Annotated in this window: 18 protein-coding genes and 1 pseudogene; 3 read left to right on the plus strand and 16 right to left on the minus strand. The window is 39.6% G+C overall.

The annotated features are described in order from the left end of the window. Positions 1-21: 21 nt before the first annotated feature. From murI to JWR23_RS11285, 16 genes and pseudogenes are all read right to left on the minus strand, one after another. The gene (gene murI, locus JWR23_RS11210) at positions 22-855 is read right to left on the minus strand and encodes a glutamate racemase (protein ID WP_299516130.1); all 834 of its coding nucleotides are present in this window, start codon (positions 853-855) and stop codon (positions 22-24) included. A 168-nt stretch (positions 856-1,023) separates the two neighbouring features. Next, positions 1,024-1,539, minus strand: coding sequence for an OmpH family outer membrane protein (locus tag JWR23_RS11215; RefSeq protein ID WP_299516132.1), 516 nt, complete (start codon positions 1,537-1,539; stop codon positions 1,024-1,026). Positions 1,540-1,588: 49 nt separating this feature from the next. Further along, positions 1,589-2,119, minus strand: coding sequence for an OmpH family outer membrane protein (locus JWR23_RS11220; RefSeq protein WP_299516133.1), 531 nt, complete (start codon positions 2,117-2,119; stop codon positions 1,589-1,591). A 15-nt stretch (positions 2,120-2,134) separates the two neighbouring features. After that, positions 2,135-4,687 (minus strand): outer membrane protein assembly factor BamA, encoded by a 2,553-nt coding sequence (bamA, locus tag JWR23_RS11225; protein ID WP_299516135.1) that lies wholly within the window; start codon positions 4,685-4,687, stop codon positions 2,135-2,137. Positions 4,688-4,750: 63 nt separating this feature from the next. Then, positions 4,751-5,491 (minus strand): annotated as a pseudogene (locus tag JWR23_RS11230) (isoprenyl transferase). A gap of 281 nt (positions 5,492-5,772) precedes the next feature. Beyond that, positions 5,773-6,561, minus strand: coding sequence for a DUF6089 family protein (locus JWR23_RS11235; RefSeq protein WP_299516137.1), 789 nt, complete (start codon positions 6,559-6,561; stop codon positions 5,773-5,775). A 10-nt stretch (positions 6,562-6,571) separates the two neighbouring features. Next, positions 6,572-7,453: an NAD kinase gene (locus JWR23_RS11240; RefSeq protein WP_299516139.1), complete on the minus strand. Its 882-nt coding sequence runs from the start codon at positions 7,451-7,453 to the stop codon at positions 6,572-6,574. Positions 7,454-7,568: 115 nt separating this feature from the next. Further along, positions 7,569-8,231, minus strand: a complete 663-nt coding sequence (locus JWR23_RS11245) for a CBS domain-containing protein (RefSeq protein ID WP_299516140.1) — start codon at positions 8,229-8,231, stop codon at positions 7,569-7,571. A 1-nt stretch (position 8,232) separates the two neighbouring features. Beyond that, on the minus strand, positions 8,233-8,994 hold the full coding sequence (locus JWR23_RS11250) for an alpha/beta hydrolase (RefSeq protein WP_299516141.1): 762 nt from the start codon (positions 8,992-8,994) through the stop codon (positions 8,233-8,235). 72 nt (positions 8,995-9,066) lie between these two features. Then, complete coding sequence (locus JWR23_RS11255; protein ID WP_299516142.1) at positions 9,067-9,516, minus strand: GatB/YqeY domain-containing protein; 450 nt, start codon at positions 9,514-9,516, stop codon at positions 9,067-9,069. Positions 9,517-9,629: 113 nt separating this feature from the next. Next, positions 9,630-10,388, minus strand: a complete 759-nt coding sequence (locus tag JWR23_RS11260; protein WP_299516143.1) for an SDR family oxidoreductase — start codon at positions 10,386-10,388, stop codon at positions 9,630-9,632. A 293-nt stretch (positions 10,389-10,681) separates the two neighbouring features. Next, positions 10,682-10,894 carry a hypothetical protein gene (locus tag JWR23_RS11265; RefSeq protein ID WP_299499699.1) on the minus strand — a complete coding sequence of 71 codons (213 nt, stop codon included), beginning with the start codon at positions 10,892-10,894 and terminating at the stop codon, positions 10,682-10,684. Between the two features lie 67 nt (positions 10,895-10,961). Then, on the minus strand, positions 10,962-11,696 hold the full coding sequence (locus JWR23_RS11270; protein ID WP_299516145.1) for an outer membrane beta-barrel protein: 735 nt from the start codon (positions 11,694-11,696) through the stop codon (positions 10,962-10,964). After that, complete coding sequence (gene ubiE / locus JWR23_RS11275) at positions 11,693-12,424, minus strand: bifunctional demethylmenaquinone methyltransferase/2-methoxy-6-polyprenyl-1,4-benzoquinol methylase UbiE (RefSeq protein WP_299516146.1); 732 nt, start codon at positions 12,422-12,424, stop codon at positions 11,693-11,695. The genes JWR23_RS11270 and ubiE overlap by 4 nt, the downstream gene beginning before the upstream one ends. Positions 12,425-12,505: 81 nt before the next feature. Continuing rightward, positions 12,506-12,991, minus strand: a complete 486-nt coding sequence (locus JWR23_RS11280; protein ID WP_299516147.1) for a GNAT family N-acetyltransferase — start codon at positions 12,989-12,991, stop codon at positions 12,506-12,508. Positions 12,992-13,007: 16 nt separating this feature from the next. After that, positions 13,008-13,496 carry a VOC family protein gene (locus tag JWR23_RS11285; protein ID WP_299516148.1) on the minus strand — a complete coding sequence of 163 codons (489 nt, stop codon included), beginning with the start codon at positions 13,494-13,496 and terminating at the stop codon, positions 13,008-13,010. A 191-nt stretch (positions 13,497-13,687) separates the two neighbouring features. Between JWR23_RS11285 and yihA the strand changes: the two genes are divergently transcribed. The 3 genes from yihA to JWR23_RS11300 all read left to right on the plus strand — a co-directional run bounded on the left by yihA (position 13,688) and on the right by JWR23_RS11300 (position 17,261). Next, entirely contained in the window at positions 13,688-14,311 is a 624-nt protein-coding gene (gene yihA, locus JWR23_RS11290; protein ID WP_299516149.1) for a ribosome biogenesis GTP-binding protein YihA/YsxC, read from the plus strand. A 202-nt stretch (positions 14,312-14,513) separates the two neighbouring features. Then, the gene (locus JWR23_RS11295; protein WP_299516150.1) at positions 14,514-15,395 is read left to right on the plus strand and encodes a UbiA-like polyprenyltransferase; all 882 of its coding nucleotides are present in this window, start codon (positions 14,514-14,516) and stop codon (positions 15,393-15,395) included. 165 nt (positions 15,396-15,560) lie between these two features. Beyond that, complete coding sequence (locus JWR23_RS11300; protein WP_299516152.1) at positions 15,561-17,261, plus strand: M3 family oligoendopeptidase; 1,701 nt, start codon at positions 15,561-15,563, stop codon at positions 17,259-17,261. The last annotated feature ends 26 nt before the right edge of the window (positions 17,262-17,287 follow it).

Consider the following 17,287-nt stretch of genomic DNA (forward strand, 5'->3'; position numbering starts at 1 on the left):
ATGAGAGGGCTGGGATGAGGCTTAACAGCCAAACTCTGTAACTGATACAAATTCTGAAGTTACCGGTGCCGAAAAGAACCGTGAGGCATGATGATCGAAATCAGCGGTATCATCTGTAGTAGTATAGAATTTGCGGGTACCTGCTTTGCTTAATTTCTGCTCCAGCCCGGGGTGGCGGTGCAGGTAATCAACCAGGCTTTTGGCTATTATATCGCCTTGCGCTATCACCTTAACATTGGCAGGTAAATGCGCTTTTATTTTGTCCTGCAGTAAGGGGTAATGGGTACAGGCCAGTAATAGTGTATCAATATTGGCAGATTGAGCCATGATCTGGTCAAGGTATTCTTTTATAAAATAATCTGATCCCGGTTTTTCATATTCGCCGCTTTCTACCAATGGCACCCAAAGCGGGCAGGCTTGCTGGTAAACTTTAAGGTCGGGGAAAAACTTTTTTATCTCTATTAAATAAGATTCAGATTTTACGGTGCCTATGGTACCCAATACACCAATTTCTTTTGTGGCAGAGTAGTTGCCAATAACCTCGGCAGTAGGACGGATAACGCCCAGTACTCTTTTAGATGGATCCAAACCCTTCATATCTAACTGCTGAATATTACGCAGCGCCTTAGCCGAGGCGGTGTTACAGGCCAGTATAATTAACGGGCAGCCTTGCTTAAACAACCATTGCACGCACTCCCAGGTATATTGGTGGATGGTATTGAATGAGCGATTACCATAAGGCGCGCGGCTATTATCGCCTAAATAGATATAATCATAGCCCGGCAACTGTTCGGCTATCGACCGAAAAACGGTAAGGCCGCCTATTCCCGAATCAAAAATACCTATTGGCTGCATGGGGTTGAAGATTAGTTGTTGAAGATTAAAGATTAGGAATAAAGATTGGTTATTGAAGATTAAAAAGTAAAGAATCAACGAAATCTCTTAATCAAAAAAAATCAACGGTCAAAAATAAAAAAAGCGCCCCATATACCAGGGCGCTTTGTAAATGTATTTATTAAAATATTATTTCAATCCTAATTTAGCTTTTACAGCCGGCATTAAATCATCAGCATCCGGTGATACTAATAGATCTGTTTGGGTTGAGTTTAATACATAGGCGTAACCTTTTTCTTTAGCTACGGCAGTTACTGCTGCACGCACTTTATCAATTAAAGGTTTGCTTAACTCGGTGGTTTTAGCATCTACCTGTTGTTGCGCATTTGATTGTTGCTCCTGGAATCTTTTGCCCAGATCGGTTAATTCAGCTTGTTTTATCGATTTAACAGCATCTGTCATTGTTGCTTGTTTAGATTGGTAGTCGTTAAGCTTATTTTGGTATTCAGTATTAAGCGTACCCAATTGATCAGACCATGTTTTTTGGTATGCGGTAAGTTGAGTTTTTACTGTAGCAAGCTCTGGCAATAAACCTACAACCTGGTCAAATGCAATATGCCCAATTTTTTGTTGTGCTTTGGCAAAGTTGCCCATAAGTAACATCATGCATCCTGCAATCAAAGCAACTTTAAATAGTTTTTTCATTGTTTTTGTTCTGTGTTTAATAATTAGTGCGATTATATGTATAAAAAATTTATTTAGCAAATACTCCCGGCTTTAATCCCAGGCGTGTAATAACATCGGCGCTTTTATCATAACGCGGGTTAGCGTACATCATAATTAGTTCGCTGTTTTTGTCAAATATTATATCCAGGCTTTCAGCTTCGGCAACTGCTTGTACGGCTTTTGCAACTTTATCCTGTATAGGTTTCATTATCGAACTGCTTTTTTGCTCCAGCTCGCCATCAGGGCCAAATTTTTGGCGTTGAAAATCTTTAGCTATCTTTTCTTTATCAACTATTTCAGCTTCACGACGCTTTTTCATATCAGGGGCCATTAAAACCTGATCTGCCTGGTATGCTTTATATAAGCGGTCAATTTCCTGGAAACGGCCATCAACCTCTTTCTGCCATTGATCAGATAACGCGCCTAATTGTTTTTGAGCAGATGCATAATCGGGCATATGTTTTAAAATATAGTCCGAATCAACATAACCAAACCGCTGCGCAAACGAGGTAGTGATTGCTAAGAACGTAAAAGCCAGTGTGAAAATTATCTTTTTCATAGATTTTTTCTTTAATTAATTAAACCCACCATTTAAGCTTTGTGAGATTGAGAAACTGAACTGGCCCTTATTAGCCGACGGTATCCCCGGTATAGCATCAAAGCCATAACCATAATCTAAACCAAGTAAGCCAAAAATAGGTAAAAATACTCTGGCGCCAATACCTGCTGATCTTCTTACGTTATAAGGGTTAAATTGCGAGAATTTATTCCAAACATTACCACCTTCGGCAAAGGCCAGCATAAATATAGTAGCCGATGCGCTGGTAATAACGGGGTGCCGAAGCTCCATTGTATATTTGTTATATATTGCACTGCCCGGATTGGTACTGGTTGTATAATTTGTTCCTACCGGAACAATAGAGAAATTCTGATATCCTCTTAAACCAATTATATCACTACCCTGTAAAAACTGGTAGCTTTGCATACCGTCGCCACCCAGTTTAAATCTTTCAAACGGCGATCCCGGTACTTCAGAATTATATTCTCCCAAAAATCCAAACCTAACCTGTGTCATTAACACAAATTTACCTGCAAGATGTGTAAACCACTGCGCATCAAATTTTACCTTATAGTATTCTACGAAATGGTAAAGCTGTTCCTGCGTAGGCGGCAGCTTGTAATTGATGCTGTTAAATAATGAATATGGTGGCGTGCCTTGCAGCGTAAATTTAATATTTGAACCACCTGTAGGAAATACGGGCGACCCATCCAGTGAGTTACGGGTAAGTTCCTGTGTTAGTTTAATATTATATGATGTTCCGTTAGAGAATAGGTAGCCGGGGTAGTTATCCAGATTATAATGATCGAAGTTTAACGAATAATTTAACTGAAAATGGTTATCGGGCCATTTTAAGTGCTTACCTAAAGTAACACCAACACCATTAATGCGCAGGTAATTATATGCAGGGTCTGTTTTTGCATAATAATCGCCGGTCGAACTTAATTGGGTATAGGCTGATAAGGCAAAATATATAGGTTTTTTGCCGCCTAACCATGGTTCAGAAAAAGTGAACGAATAATTTTGATATGAGTGACCGCTTGATTGCCCTCTTAAGCTTAACTTTTCGCCGTCGCCTTTTGGTAATGGCTTGTAATCTTTAAGATGGAAAATATTTTTTATAGAGAAATTATTAAAGGTCAGGCCCAATGTTCCTACCAGCTGCCCGCCACCGTAACCGCCAGAAAGCTCAACCTGGTCTGATGGTTTCTCTACAACATTATAGATCAAATCCACGGTACCATCCTGCGAGTTTATATTAACCGGCTTAGGATCGGTTTTCTGATCATCGAAATTTCCTAACTGGCCAATTATACGGGTACTTTCTACCAGCAATGCTTTATTAAATTTTTGTCCCGGCAGCGTTTGTAATTCGCGCAAAACCACTTTATCGTTGGTTACATCATTACCCTTAACAGAAACACGATTTATGGTATACTGGGGGCCTTCAAATATTCTTATATCCAGGTCAACCGTATCATTATGTATGCGGGTTTGTACCGGATCAGCATTATAAGTTAAATAGCCATCGTTTAAATAAAGTGACGAAACATCATCACTATTTTGGCCGCCGCCGCTCAATCTTTTATTTAGTGTTTCTTCACTAAAAACGTCGCCTTTGCTAATACGTAATACTTTATTCAATATATCATTATTGTATTTAGCGTTGCCAGACCATTTAATGTTGCCAAAATAATATTTAGGTCCTTCGTAAACTTTAATTTTAACATCTACCGTTTCAAAATCATGTTTGGTCACCGTATCGCTTATTAATGAGGCATCACGATATCCTTTAGCCTGCATTTTTTCAATAAGGTTCTGTTTATCCTCTGTATACTTATCATCTTTGAATTTTTTCGATCCAAATATGTTATAAAACTTACGGGTACGGGTTTTTGTCAGGTATTTCTTTAAACTGCCTTGCGAGAATGCCTTATTACCTTCAAATGTAACCGAGTTTATCATTACTTTTCTGCCTTTATTAATAGCAACATCAAGTATTAAACTATTCGCATCACCGGGATCTGGTCTTTGCTTTATGTTTACCGTAGTATTTAAAAACCCTTTCTCATTAAAATGTTTCTTTATTATTGAGGTGGTTGTATTTAATAAATTGGCATTTACAATTTTACCGGTTTTATCAGCCAGCTTTTTATTTATATCATCTATCTCTCCTTTACGTATACCCGTTATATGCAAACGCGATAAACGCGGCAACTCTTTTATAGCTATTTCCAGGTATACCGTATCTAAATTAATTTTGGTGATATTTAATTGTATATCATCAAATAAGTTTTCCTTATACAGGTTTTTTATAACGGTGGCGTTAGCTTCGCCGGGTAAAGTGATCTTATCACCTTTAACCAACTTAGATATTTGCAGCAACACATCTTTATCCAGGTGTTGTGTGCCTGTAATAGTAATGCCACCAATAATATACTCTTTAGGATTTAGATAACTCAAAGTATCAGCAGATTTCCTGGTTAACATTGCAGGATTTGGTCGAACCTGAGCTATGGCGCCAGCACTTATTACAGAGAAAAGAATAGCAAACAGAAATTTATTCATTCGGATATTTTAGTGGGCTAAAAATAATTTATACAGTTGTTAAAAAGTGTTAAAAGAAAAAATTTAGTTGACTTGCTCGCTTGTCATACCAAATCTGCGCTCGCGCTTTTGATAATCCAGTATGGCTTCATACAAATCTTCCTTACGGAAATCCGGCCATAACTTTGGTGTAAAATACAATTCAGCATAGGCAATTTGCCAAAGCAAGTAATTACTTATGCGAAATTCGCCGCTTGTCCTGATCAATAATTCCGGATCAGGCATATCGCCGGTGTATAAGTTATTTTCAAAAAGTTCTTCGTCAATATCATTTATATTAATATCGCCACTTTGCACTTTAATGGCTATGTTTTTTGCAGCTTGTACAATTTCGCGCCGCGAGCTATAGCTTAATGCCAGCGTAAGCACAAGGCCGGTATTGCCCGATGTTGTTTTAATAGCGTTATTAAGTTCATCAAAACATTTTTTTGGTAGCATACTTAGATCGCCAATGGCGTTTAAACGCACATTTTTTTACATAAAGTTTTTTATCTCTTTATGTCTGGTGTTCACCATTAATTCCATAATGTCCATAACTTCAAGCTTTGGGCGATTCCAGTTTTCGGAAGAAAAAGTGTATAGGGTAAGATATTTAATACCCACGTCAACCGCGCCTTCAACCACGTCTCTTACAGAAAGCACACCGCTATGATGACCAAATATTCTTAATTTGCCTTTATCTTTAGCCCACCGGCCATTACCATCCATTATAATGGCTATGTGCTGCGGTAACTTTAACAAATCAATCTTATCCTTATAACTCATTTTCTTTTACCCATCAATAAGCCTTAATAAGCTTATAAGCGTACTTTTTTATCAAAAACTATTAGTCAATAACACGCCCGATAATTATGCTTTTGGTAAATAATGCCCAATTTTTCAGGTGACAAAGGTAAAACTTCCTTTGTACTTTTTTAGTATGCTGATGAAAAGAAAGTTTGCGCCTACAATTGGTGGTTTTGATTTTTCATTTGCTATTGCTTTGTCGTTCTTTTACTTATGACAAAACTGCCACGTTAGTAATGAAATAAACTAAAGAGCGTTGCTTAAAAATAACATTTTGGGGTAATAAAAGTATATGATATGGAAAAACCCACAAATAAGTAAGTGTCACGCTTTCTTAAATCACCGCGTTGTGTCCCGGCAGATCCGGTATAAATACCTGTTTTTTCTCCGGACCGATCAGACAAGGCCTTTGCCACAACTCCGGATAGGTTGCTTTTATCAACATATACCCCACTTACATCATCCAAATAATCTGTAAAAGCAACGCGGTAACCCAAATCAGCTATTAAACTTAACCTGCCTGCAACATTATACTTAATACCAACGCCAAAAGGCGCAACTATGGTCGAGTTTGGATAGGGTGTACTTTGCCCTTCGGTGGTTAAGGGCCGCAAATCATATGTTTTACCCTGGTAATTAGCCTGCGGATTATAAGCTGTATAGCCTATACCTGCATAAATAAAAGGTGTATATATATCATGACTAACCGATGGTATGTATTTCAAAAAATTAAATTCGCCGGTTAAACTTATCTCACTTAGCCGGGTAGTAAAGCTAAGGTTACGATCACGAAACTGCTGATTGCCCCCTGAGGTACTATCGGCAGCGCTGATTTTGCCATAAGTATATCCTGCCCTTATTGACACATAGCCATTAATGTTGCGCTTTATAAAACCGCCTGCCGCTATGCCGGAAACTTTAAGCGGGTTATTCGGGTTCAGATCGCCCATATAGCCTGAGCCGCCTGCAAACCCGCCCACTTCCCAGGATTGTGCCCGTACATTATAGCAAAATAAGATCAGAAGTATAATTGCTAAATATTTGGCCATCCATCAAAATTTAATAATTGCGTGCATCAAGGCCCCACAATAATTTGTTTCTTAACGTAGATAAATAGCTTTCATTACTTAACCGCACCAGATTTAATTCAAAACCTGCCTTATGTACCTCGAATTTTATGGGTTTATTTACTATAACTGTTCTTGAATCGCATGATAAAAGATAATTAGAACTGCGAAATTCTACTTCGAAAGATAGCTTACAAGTATCGGGCAATACAATTGGCCGCACGTTTAAGTTATGAGGCGAAACCGGTGTTACCACTATGCTGTTTGATTCCGGAAAAATAATTGGTCCGCCGCAACTTAATGAATAAGCTGTTGAGCCTGTTGCAGTTGCTATAATGATACCATCGCCCCAGTACGAATTTAAAAATTCGCCATCCAAAAACATGTGGGTAGTTATCATTGCCGAATCATCCCGCTTATGGATAGTGATATCATTTAAGGCAAAATTATCCTTGCCCAGAATATTAAGTTCAGAATCAACACTTAGTAATCCCCGGCTATCAAGCGTAAACTGATTGTTTACAACCGCGTATATGGCTGCGGCAATATCGCTTTTATTTACACTCGCCAAAAAGCCAAGCCTCCCAAAATTAATACCTATTACCGGAACGCCCGAATCGCTTATAACGCTTACCATATCCAGCAAGGTACCATCGCCGCCAAGTGTAATAAACACATCAATAAAGCCCTTTATTTGTTCGCCTTCATTAAGCACATTATAGGTTACTGTATTTATTTTACCTGATAAGTAGTTATTTAACTGGTGATGAACATAAATTTCTACACCATGCTGAGACAAATTATCAAATACGTGTTGTATAAAGGGAATTACTGCCTGGTCATTAAACTGTCTGCCGTATACTGCTATTCTCATGCGTTCATTGGTTCAGTGGTTCATTAGTTTATTGGTGCACTGTTATTAGGAATGTATTTTAGTTTATATGTTAAGATAATGAACTATTTACAAATGAACTAATGAGCTAATGAACTTAAAGGTTTAAGTAATTCATTAATGAATCATACCGATCCATTGCTCCGTTATTATTGCTGCTATGGTTAAAGGTGGCTTTTACGTTGTACTCATAACGCAAAAAGGTAGCAATTATATTAGAGATATCCTGCTTGTTTACTTTTAGTGTAACCTCCATCCTGGTTGAATCAGGGAAGGTGCGAACATACGAACTCAATATCTGCGCATTGTCAGACTCTACAATTTGCGCCATGTGCGCCAGCGAGTTATTTTTATTATCGATATCCAACATAATTATACCACCGGGTTGTGAAACCGATGTTATAGTTGCAAAATATTCATTCATGGCATTAATAGGTATAAGGCCAAGGTAGTTCTTTTTGATATCAAGCACCGGTACAACGGTTAACCGCTGCTCATAAAACAGGCGGATAACATCATATATATGTTGGTCCTCACGCACGTATGGGTTAACTAATGATAGTGCCAGCGCACCAATTGGTGTTTGGATATCAATTTCGGGTAAAATGTCGTTTTCTGAAAGCAGCCCCAAAAACTGTTCTTCGTTTACAATTGGCAGATGGCGCACGCGAAACTCAACCATGCGGTCTAACACTTTCTGCACGCTATCAGAAGTATGTACCGGTGGTATGGCATTAGCTATCAGTTCAACTGCAAACATATTATGCTTTTATTTTGTCTAAAAATCCTTTTAACAACCGGTTAAATTCCTGCGGATGTTCCATCATTGGCGCATGCCCGCAATTATCGATCCAGTGTAATTCAGAGTCGGGCAGCAACTGATGAAACTCATCAGCAACTTCCGGCGGTGTAATTTTATCGTTTTTACCCCATATTAATGATACCGGGACGCGTATTTTATTCAGGTCCTTTTTCATGTTATGGCGTATGGCCGATTTTGCCATAGCTAATAACCTTATTACACTATGGCGGTCATTAACTAATTTATAAACTTCGTCAATTAATTCGGGCGAAGCAATTTTAGGGTCATAAAAGGTGTATTCTACCTTTTCTTTTACAAACTCAATACTTTCCCGGCGCGGAAAAGATCCGCCAAAAGCATTTTCGTATAAACCCGAGCTTCCGGTTAATACTAAAGCTTTTACCTTTTCGGCATGTGCAAGTACATATATTAAACCAACATGCCCGCCTAACGAGTTACCCAGCAAAACAACATTTTCTAACTTTTTAAACTTTATAAATTTATGTACATGTTTTGATAAAGTTTTTACTCCCGTAGTTATTACAGGCAAATCATATACCGGCAGCATAGGTAAAATTACCCGGTACTTTTTACTAAATTCTTCAATAACCTCTTCCCAGTTACTTAAGCCGCCCATTAAACCGTGCAGCAACAACAGCACTTCGCCCTCGCCCTCATCGATGTAACTAAAACCACGTTCCTCTTTAAGCACGAAACCCATATATAAATTTGTAATGTTTAAGTTTTAAAAATAGTTTATTGCGGTTTACCTGCAACAATTATATCAAATAAATTATCCTAACAATTGTTTTACAATCTCTGATATTGTTTTGCCATCTGCCTGCCCGGCAAGCTCTTTATTAGCCATACCCATTACACGGCCCATATCCTGTATTGATGTGGCGCCAATCCTGGTTATTAACTCTTGTATAAAGCCTTCAATTTCAAACCTGCTCATTTGTTGTGGCAAATAAGGTTCAATAACCTCCATTTCGGCAATTTCTATCTGGTAAAGATCAACACGATTTTGCGCTTTATAAATATCCGCAGATTCTTTGCGTTGCTTTACCAATTTCTGCAACACCTTGATCTCTGCTTCAGGGGTTAACTCTTCTGCTGCTCCTTTTTCTGTTTTTGCAACCAGCAAAGCAGATTTTATTGCACGCAGCCCGCGTAAACGGTCTGCCTGCCTGGCCAGCATAGCCAATTTTATATCCTGATCTATTAGTGTTATTAATGCCATCTTTTTAATTAGTGAATTATGGATTGAGTGAATGATTTTATTTGCAAATCTGTACTTATCATTTTTATTTATTCATTTGCACATCTGCATATCCGCACATTTGCATATCCTCATCACTTTCTAAAAATTACTGTAGCACTGGCTTGCGCGGTTGGCATAATGGTTAGCTCATTAATGTTAACATGCGCAGGGCGGGTTACCACAAACCATATACTTTCGGCAACATCCGCGGCTACCAATGGCTCAAAACCATCATAAACTTTTTTTGCCCGTTCCTTATCGCCATGAAACCTGACTTCTGAAAACTCAGTTTCGGCAGCTCCGGGATGCACCGCGGTAACTTTAATACCGTGCGACACCAAATCAATACGCATACCCTTGTTCAACGCATCAACGGCATGTTTAGTTGCACAATACACATTCCCATTAGGATAAACTTCTTTACCGGCTATTGATCCTATATTTACAATATGGCCCGTGCCATTAGTTATCATCCAGTTTGATACCACCTTGCTAACATATAGCAGGCCTTTAACGTTGGTATCTATCATGGTATCCCAATCATCCAGGCTGCCATTTTGTATAGGGTCAAGCCCTTGGCTAAGGCCGGCATTATTTATCAGTACGTTAACCTTTTTCCATTTTGCCGGCAGATTATCCAGGTTAGTAATTACCTGCTCACGGTCGCGCACATCAAACGCGCAAACAGCTACTTCTGTATTATATTTTTTATTGAGATGTGCTGCCAATTTCTCCAACCTGTCAAGCCGCCTGCCAGTAAGTATAAGGTTATAATTTTCGCGTGCAAACAAGTTTGCACAGGCCTCGCCAATTCCTGCTGTGGCCCCGGTAATTAATGCAATTTTAGCCATAAACAAATATAAAATCCACTGCGAAATTATACTTTTTCGTTGGGAATTAGAGGTTTTTCTGTATTAAAAGAAAGTAAACAGGTTAAGTATTTATATCAGGGGTGTACTCGCCGGGTCAGGCAGATTGAAGAATTTTTACAAACTGGTCTATTGTGATTGTTGTAACTGAAGGAAAAGGAATATCTTTCAACACATCAAAATGCTTATCCTCTGTAACAATATATGCAGCCTGTCGGTGAACTGGATGTAAGACACATAACAAAAATATTGCAGTCTATTACAACAGTCATTTGTTAAGCTGTTTTCCGAAAATGTTCCTGTTTCCATTTTTCAAAAATGGCAGAAGTATAACCTTTTTCGTGAAATGCATTATCGGCTTCTAAGGTTACTTTATTAGCAAGATATGCAATAAGTAATGACCTGATCTCCTGAAGCTCTTCTTCCGGCTGATCGTTCCTAAACAATTTCAGGATTTCCAATTGGGTATTATTGAGTGCAACTGGCATACAATGTTTTTATCAAATATAAACAAATTTCTACAATTCCTATTCCACTGAGGCGTGTATATCGCCCCTACTCAAAGTACAGCGTAAACATCAGTGTATGTAATGATAATCTGTTTATAGGGTTGGAAAATGCGCTATTTTCATGCAGCAATACATCCCCGAATGAGTTTGATAGCTTTATCTCGGGCGATAGTTTAAAAAACTCGAAATAAATATCACACCCTATGCCCACCTCGTACGAGGCAAAACCACTCACATTTCTAATCACCTTATCCAGCTGTGCTACATTAGCATTAGGGTTTGATCTTGAACCAATGTTTTGCGAATACTTAACACCCCCCATAACATAAGCCCTAAAATCGCCCAAACGGTCTGACTTTAGCTTTAATGATATGGGTATATCAATCATGGTAGACTGTACCGACTTGATTGTATTTAACGAAGATGTATTATATATATAATTCAGGCTACGGTCGGCAAATATCAATGATGGGGCTATTCTGGCTTCCAAATGATCGGTAATATTGTAGCGCGAAAGAAAACCAACCGCAAAACCCTGCGCGTTGGGCGAATTGATGCTTCTTAAAGAGTCGGTTACTTTAGTGCCTTCATTATCAATAAAAGGCTTGCGCCAGTCGGCATTCTTATCAATTTTATAATAACTGCTTATATAACTAAAAGTAAAACCAAAGCTTTGGTCGCTTTGGTCGGCACCGCCGCCCCATGCCGGTACAGATTGCGCAAACAGGCAATTGCAGCAAAAAAGGAATAATACAATTAGCAGGTATCGCAGTTTAATCATTTAACGCCTGTATATATTGAACAGATACCAAACGCTAAAGGCCTGCATTTGGTATGTTTAAAGCCCACCCTATCCATTAGGGCAATAAAGTCCTTCCCATCCGGAAAAGCAGCTACCGACTCTGGCAAATAAGAGTAAGCTCTTGAGTCTTTAGAAAAAAGCTTGCCAATACCGGGGGTTATATAATTAAAGTAAAACTTATATAACTGCTTTACCGGGAAAACTTTGGGTTTAGAAAACTCAAGCACCACGGCTTTACCCCCCGGTTTTAAAACACGGTTAATATCGGCAAGGCCCAATTCTAAATTTTCAAAATTACGCACACCGTACGCAACGGTTACCGCGTCGAACTCATCAGCTTCAAAAGGCAGTTTTTCCGAATCGCCCAGTTTAACTTCAAATTTATCGCCTAAATTTCGCTTAGCTATTTTTTGTTTGGCGATGTCAAGCATCCCCTGTGAAATATCAACACCAATAATTTTTTCGGGGTTTAGTATTGATAGGGCCTCGAAAGCAAAATCGCCGGTACCGGTGGCTACATCCAGTATTAGTTTAGGCTGATCTTTCTTTAGCTCATTGATAGCCTTTTTGCGCCAGATAATATCAATACCCAACGACATAAAATGGTTCAGAAAATCATACGTTTTTGATATATTATTAAACATATCGGCCACCTGCTCTTTCTTGGTGCCCTGGTTATCGTGGTACGGGGTGATGGTTTTGCTCATATAGTAAAGGCAAAGATAATTTATTTGTATGAACCACTGATTAAGTTGATGGTTTGATTATGCTGATAGTATAAGCGGTCTTTATAACTCTTTCACCAACCAAATGGTACAGGCAAAATGCCCGGAGTTACCTAACGGCTGATCTATCCTTACGCAACCCATCCCCTCATACATACTTACCGCTTTAGCAAATTGAGGAAAGGATTCCAGGTACAAGTGGGTATACCCTAATCCTACAGCTGCCTCAAAGCATTTTTCCATCAGCATTTTGCCAATGCCTTTGCCGCGGGTAGCTGCTGATAAGTAAAGCTTCACTAATTCGGCATAACCATTGGGCAAACCTTCTGTAGGGAAAACGCCGCAACCGCCTAATAATACACCATCCTCTTCGGCTACAAAATAGCAGCTGCCGGGTGTATCGTTAAACAATTCAAATAAATGGTCGGTATGATCGTCTGAATAAACCGAGCCTTCCTTAGGCGCATCAAATTCTTCAAAAACGTCACGGATAATACGGGCTAATTCAACATTATCTTTAAATTGAACAGGTCTTAACAAAGCAGTCATAATTTGGCAAAGATAATTATTTAGCCAACGCCAATAATCCTTCAATATCCAGCCTGCGGGTATACATGGTCAAATCGCCATTTTCATCTTTCGGCCATTCCTCGCGGGGACGATCCCAATAAAGCTCAACGCCGTTACGGTCGGGGTCGTCTAAATATATGGCTTCTGATACGCCATGATCCGACGCGCCGGTTATGGTATATTTGGCATCGATTAATCGTTGTAAAATTACGGCAAGATCCTTGCGTTCGGGATATAATATTGCTGTATGAAACAATCCCGGCGCATACTCCGGCGCGGGCGGCGCGCCCTTGCTTTGCCAGGTATTTAAGCCGATATGATGATGATATCCCCCGGCTGATATAAATGCTGCCTGGTCGCCGTACATTACCATTTTTTCGAAACCCAGTAAACCGCAATAAAAATCTAATGATTTTTGGATGTCGCTTACTTTTAAATGCACATGCCCTATACGGGTTTGCGCGGGTATTTTATAATCGTTCATTTACGAAATTAGTGATTAGAGATTAGTTAATTAGAGATTAGGCCGGTTAAATTATAATAGAACTGTCAAAAGAGACAGGCCACTTAACATAATGTTTTTCTAATCTCTAATCTCTAATCTCTAATCTCTAATCTTTAATCTTTAATAACCAATCTCCAATCAACTAATCTCTAATCACTATCTTTGCCCCCATGATCGTAAAATCTGCCGAATTTATTTGCAGCAACACCCAAATTTCAAAGCTTCCGCCGCCGGTAAAGCCCGAATATGCTTTTATTGGCCGCTCTAATGTGGGTAAGTCTTCGTTAATAAATATGCTGGTGGCTAAAAAAGGATTGGCTAAAACATCGCAAACGCCGGGTAAAACCCAGCTGATAAACCATTTTTTGATAAACGATAACTGGTATATTGTGGATCTGCCCGGCTATGGTTATGCGCGCGCGTCAAAAACCAAAAAAGCCGAGTGGAATAAGTTTATCCAAACATATTTAGATAAGCGCGAAAGCCTGCAATGCGTAATGGTGCTGATAGACAGTCGCCTTGAGCCGCAAAAAATAGATCTGGAATTTTGTAACTGGTTGGGCGAAAAGGGCCTGTCGTTTGTGTTGGTATTTACTAAAGCCGATAAACAATCGGGCCTAAAAACAGATCAAAATGTTGCTAAATTTAAAAAAGCATTAGGCGAAACATTTGAAGAGATACCGCAATACTTTATCACATCAGCCGAGCTGCACAGTGGCCGCGATGAAATATTAGGGTTTATTGGAGGGATAAATCAGACGTTTGAAGTGCCGGATTATAAAAGCTTTGAGTAAAGAGAAATAATAAAAAGACAATAAACTAAGCGTCATTGCGAGGAACGAAGCAATCTCTAAGCCAGACAGTCATTATGATAAATGTTATTTTTTGGCACTTATCTTATAGCCGACGTTGCGGATATTGATTAGCTTATGTAGAGATTGCTTCGTTCCTCGCAATGACGGGCGGTTTATTTTAATTATTATTATTGAAACATACATGAAAAAATATCTATCATTAGTAACCTTCTCGCACACCATATTTGCTATGCCGTTTGCCTTTATCGGCTTTTTTTTGGCGGTAACTACAACACAACACACTTTTGAGTGGCAAAAACTGCTGATGATGGTTTTGTGTATGGTGTTTGCGCGTAACTCGGCCATGGCGTTTAACCGCTACCTGGACAGGAATATTGATGCAAAAAACCCGCGTACTAAAGTGCGCGATATACCCGCCGGTCGCATCAGCGCGGCATCGGCATTAATATTTACGCTGATAAACTGTCTACTGTTTGTTGGCACTACATGGTTTATTAACCCGCTTTGCTTTTACCTGTCGCCGGTGGCATTGATTGTAGTTTTGGGCTACAGTGCTACCAAACGTTTTACGGCGCTTTGTCATTTGGTTTTGGGCCTGGGACTATCGCTTGCCCCTATTGGCGCTTATTTGGTGGTTACGGGTGAGTTTGCTTTGCTGCCAATATTTTTCTCATTAGCCGTACTATGCTGGGTTAGCGGGTTCGATATTATCTATGCCCTGCAAGATGAAGATTTTGACCGCAGCGAAAACCTGCATTCTATCCCTGCTTATTTGGGTAAGGTTAATGCTTTACGGTTGTCTACTTTTTTACATGTGCTATCGGCCATATTTATTGTATTGCCGGTTTTTTATACTGCCGTTGGTTTGCTGTATTATGTGGGGATAATATTTTTCTGCATTATGCTTACTTATCAGCATAGATTAGTTAAACCAAATGACCTAAGCCGGGTAAATTTTGCCTTTATGACTACTAATGGTTTAGCCAGCGTAGTGTTTGCTGTTTTGTTTTTGCTGGACAGGACGTTGTTGCTGCATGGTTTGATATTTGGTATACGGCTTTAATAAATTACTGACACTATTTTGTCAGTGTATACGGGTGTATATGGTGTATACACTTACCGTATACACCTACACTTAATAGTTTTACATCTTTCAGACTTTCGCTCTTCCTCACTTCCTTACTAATCTGCATATTTGTATATCTGCACATTTGCATATCAAAACATCATGATCCACAAAAAAACACGCACCTATATACCTGCCGACCTTGAAATAAAATGGGAAACGCTCGAACCACTTTATAAAGATTTAGTAAACAGATCTATCAATTCTGTTGAGGAACTGGAACACTGGCTGCATGACCGCAGCGAACTGGAAGCCGCCCTGGAAGAAGATTTTGCCTGGCGCTATATCCGCATGACCTGCGATACTAACAATGAGGAACTGCTGGCAAACTTTCAATATTTCGCTACCGAAATTGAACCCAAGGCCGCGCCTTACAGCAACGAGCTCAACAAAAAACTGGTTAACAGCAAGTTTATTGACCAACTGGATAAAAACAAATACTTTGTTTACCTGCGCGGCATCAAAAAATCGCTGGAGCTATTCAGGGAGGAAAATATCCCTATCCAAACAGAAATACAGGTTGAGCAGCAAAAGTACCAATCTATCAGCGGCTCGCTGTCTGTTCATATCGGCGATAAGGAATATACTTTAGAGCAGGCATCCGTATTTTTAAAAGATACCGACCGCAGCAAGCGCCGGGAAGTTTGGGAGAAGATAACCGCCCGTCGCCTGCAGGAAAAAGACAAGCTGAATGACCTGTTTGATCATCTGCGCGTTTTACGGCATAAAGTGGCCCTTAATGCAGGTTTTGAAAACTTCAGGGATTATATGTTCCAGGCACTGGGCCGTTTTGATTATACCCCGCAGGATTGCTACGCTTTTCATGAAGCTATTGAACTGGAGATTGTACCCATACTGCGCGAACAAGCCGGACAACGCAAACAAGCGCTTGGTTTAAACGAACTAAGACCATGGGATATGGATGTGAACACCTCAGGCAAACCTGCCTTAAAACCGTTTAACAGTGGTGAGGACCTGATAGAAAAATCTATCCAATGCTTTAGCAATATCAACCGCTATTTGGGTGAGCGGTTGGAGATCATGAAAGATAATAACCTGTTTGATGTAGAGAGCCGTAAAGGCAAAGCACCGGGCGGTTATAACTACCCCCTATCAGAAACCGGCGCGCCGTTTATTTTTATGAATTCGGCCAATACATTTCGTGACCTTACCACTATGGTTCATGAAGGCGGCCACGCGGTTCACACCTTTTTAACTGCCGATCTGGAGCTGAACGATTTTAAACATTGCCCGTCGGAAGTTGCAGAGTTGGCTTCAATGTCTATGGAGTTAATATCCATGGATAACTGGGATGTGTTTTTTGATAACGAGGAAGATCTAAAACGTGCCAAACGTGATCAATTGGTTGATGTGTTAAAAACGTTGCCATGGGTAGCCGTGGTAGACCAGTTCCAACATTGGATATATACTAACCCCGATCATCTGGCGTCAGAACGTGCCGAAGCCTGGTTAAAGATTTACGAACCTTTTGGTGCAGGTTTTGCCAGCTGGAGCGGCTTAGAAGAAGCCGAGGCTAATTTATGGCAAAAGCAGTTGCATATATTCGAAATTCCGTTTTATTATATTGAATACGGCATGGCCCAATTGGGCGCCATCGCCGTTTGGAAAAACTATAAAGAAAATCCCGAAAAAGCCCTGCAGCAATATCTGGATGCTTTAAAATTAGGATACACCAAAACCATCAAAGAAATTTATGAAACCGCCGGGATCAAGTTTGATTTTAGTGCCGCTTATGTAAAAGAATTGGCTGCTTTTGTTAAAGCGGAGATAGAGAAGCTATAAAAATATTTTAAGACTTACGAAGTTTT

The organism is Mucilaginibacter sp. (assembly GCF_028288205.1).
In the GTDB taxonomy this organism is placed as follows: Bacteria; Bacteroidota; Bacteroidia; order Sphingobacteriales; family Sphingobacteriaceae; genus Mucilaginibacter.

Coding starts and splice junctions, on each gene's coding strand:
- JWR23_RS11235 (WP_299516137.1), bottom strand. CDS start 6,561: ATGGCCAAATATTTAGCAATTATACTTCTGATCTTATTTTGCTATAAT.
- ubiE (WP_299516146.1), bottom strand. CDS start 12,424: ATGAGCAAAACCATCACCCCGTACCACGATAACCAGGGCACCAAGAAA.
- bamA (WP_299516135.1), bottom strand. CDS start 4,687: ATGAATAAATTTCTGTTTGCTATTCTTTTCTCTGTAATAAGTGCTGGC.
- JWR23_RS11240 (WP_299516139.1), bottom strand. CDS start 7,453: ATGAGAATAGCAGTATACGGCAGACAGTTTAATGACCAGGCAGTAATT.
- JWR23_RS11215 (WP_299516132.1), bottom strand. CDS start 1,539: ATGAAAAAACTATTTAAAGTTGCTTTGATTGCAGGATGCATGATGTTA.
- JWR23_RS11260 (WP_299516143.1), bottom strand. CDS start 10,388: ATGGCTAAAATTGCATTAATTACCGGGGCCACAGCAGGAATTGGCGAG.
- JWR23_RS11255 (WP_299516142.1), bottom strand. CDS start 9,516: ATGGCATTAATAACACTAATAGATCAGGATATAAAATTGGCTATGCTG.
- JWR23_RS11220 (WP_299516133.1), bottom strand. CDS start 2,119: ATGAAAAAGATAATTTTCACACTGGCTTTTACGTTCTTAGCAATCACT.
- JWR23_RS11265 (WP_299499699.1), bottom strand. CDS start 10,894: ATGCCAGTTGCACTCAATAATACCCAATTGGAAATCCTGAAATTGTTT.
- JWR23_RS11250 (WP_299516141.1), bottom strand. CDS start 8,994: ATGGGTTTCGTGCTTAAAGAGGAACGTGGTTTTAGTTACATCGATGAG.
- yihA (WP_299516149.1), top strand. CDS start 13,688: ATGATCGTAAAATCTGCCGAATTTATTTGCAGCAACACCCAAATTTCA.
- murI (WP_299516130.1), bottom strand. CDS start 855: ATGCAGCCAATAGGTATTTTTGATTCGGGAATAGGCGGCCTTACCGTT.
- JWR23_RS11300 (WP_299516152.1), top strand. CDS start 15,561: ATGATCCACAAAAAAACACGCACCTATATACCTGCCGACCTTGAAATA.
- JWR23_RS11295 (WP_299516150.1), top strand. CDS start 14,514: ATGAAAAAATATCTATCATTAGTAACCTTCTCGCACACCATATTTGCT.
- JWR23_RS11245 (WP_299516140.1), bottom strand. CDS start 8,231: ATGTTTGCAGTTGAACTGATAGCTAATGCCATACCACCGGTACATACT.
- JWR23_RS11285 (WP_299516148.1), bottom strand. CDS start 13,496: ATGAACGATTATAAAATACCCGCGCAAACCCGTATAGGGCATGTGCAT.
- JWR23_RS11270 (WP_299516145.1), bottom strand. CDS start 11,696: ATGATTAAACTGCGATACCTGCTAATTGTATTATTCCTTTTTTGCTGC.
- JWR23_RS11280 (WP_299516147.1), bottom strand. CDS start 12,991: ATGACTGCTTTGTTAAGACCTGTTCAATTTAAAGATAATGTTGAATTA.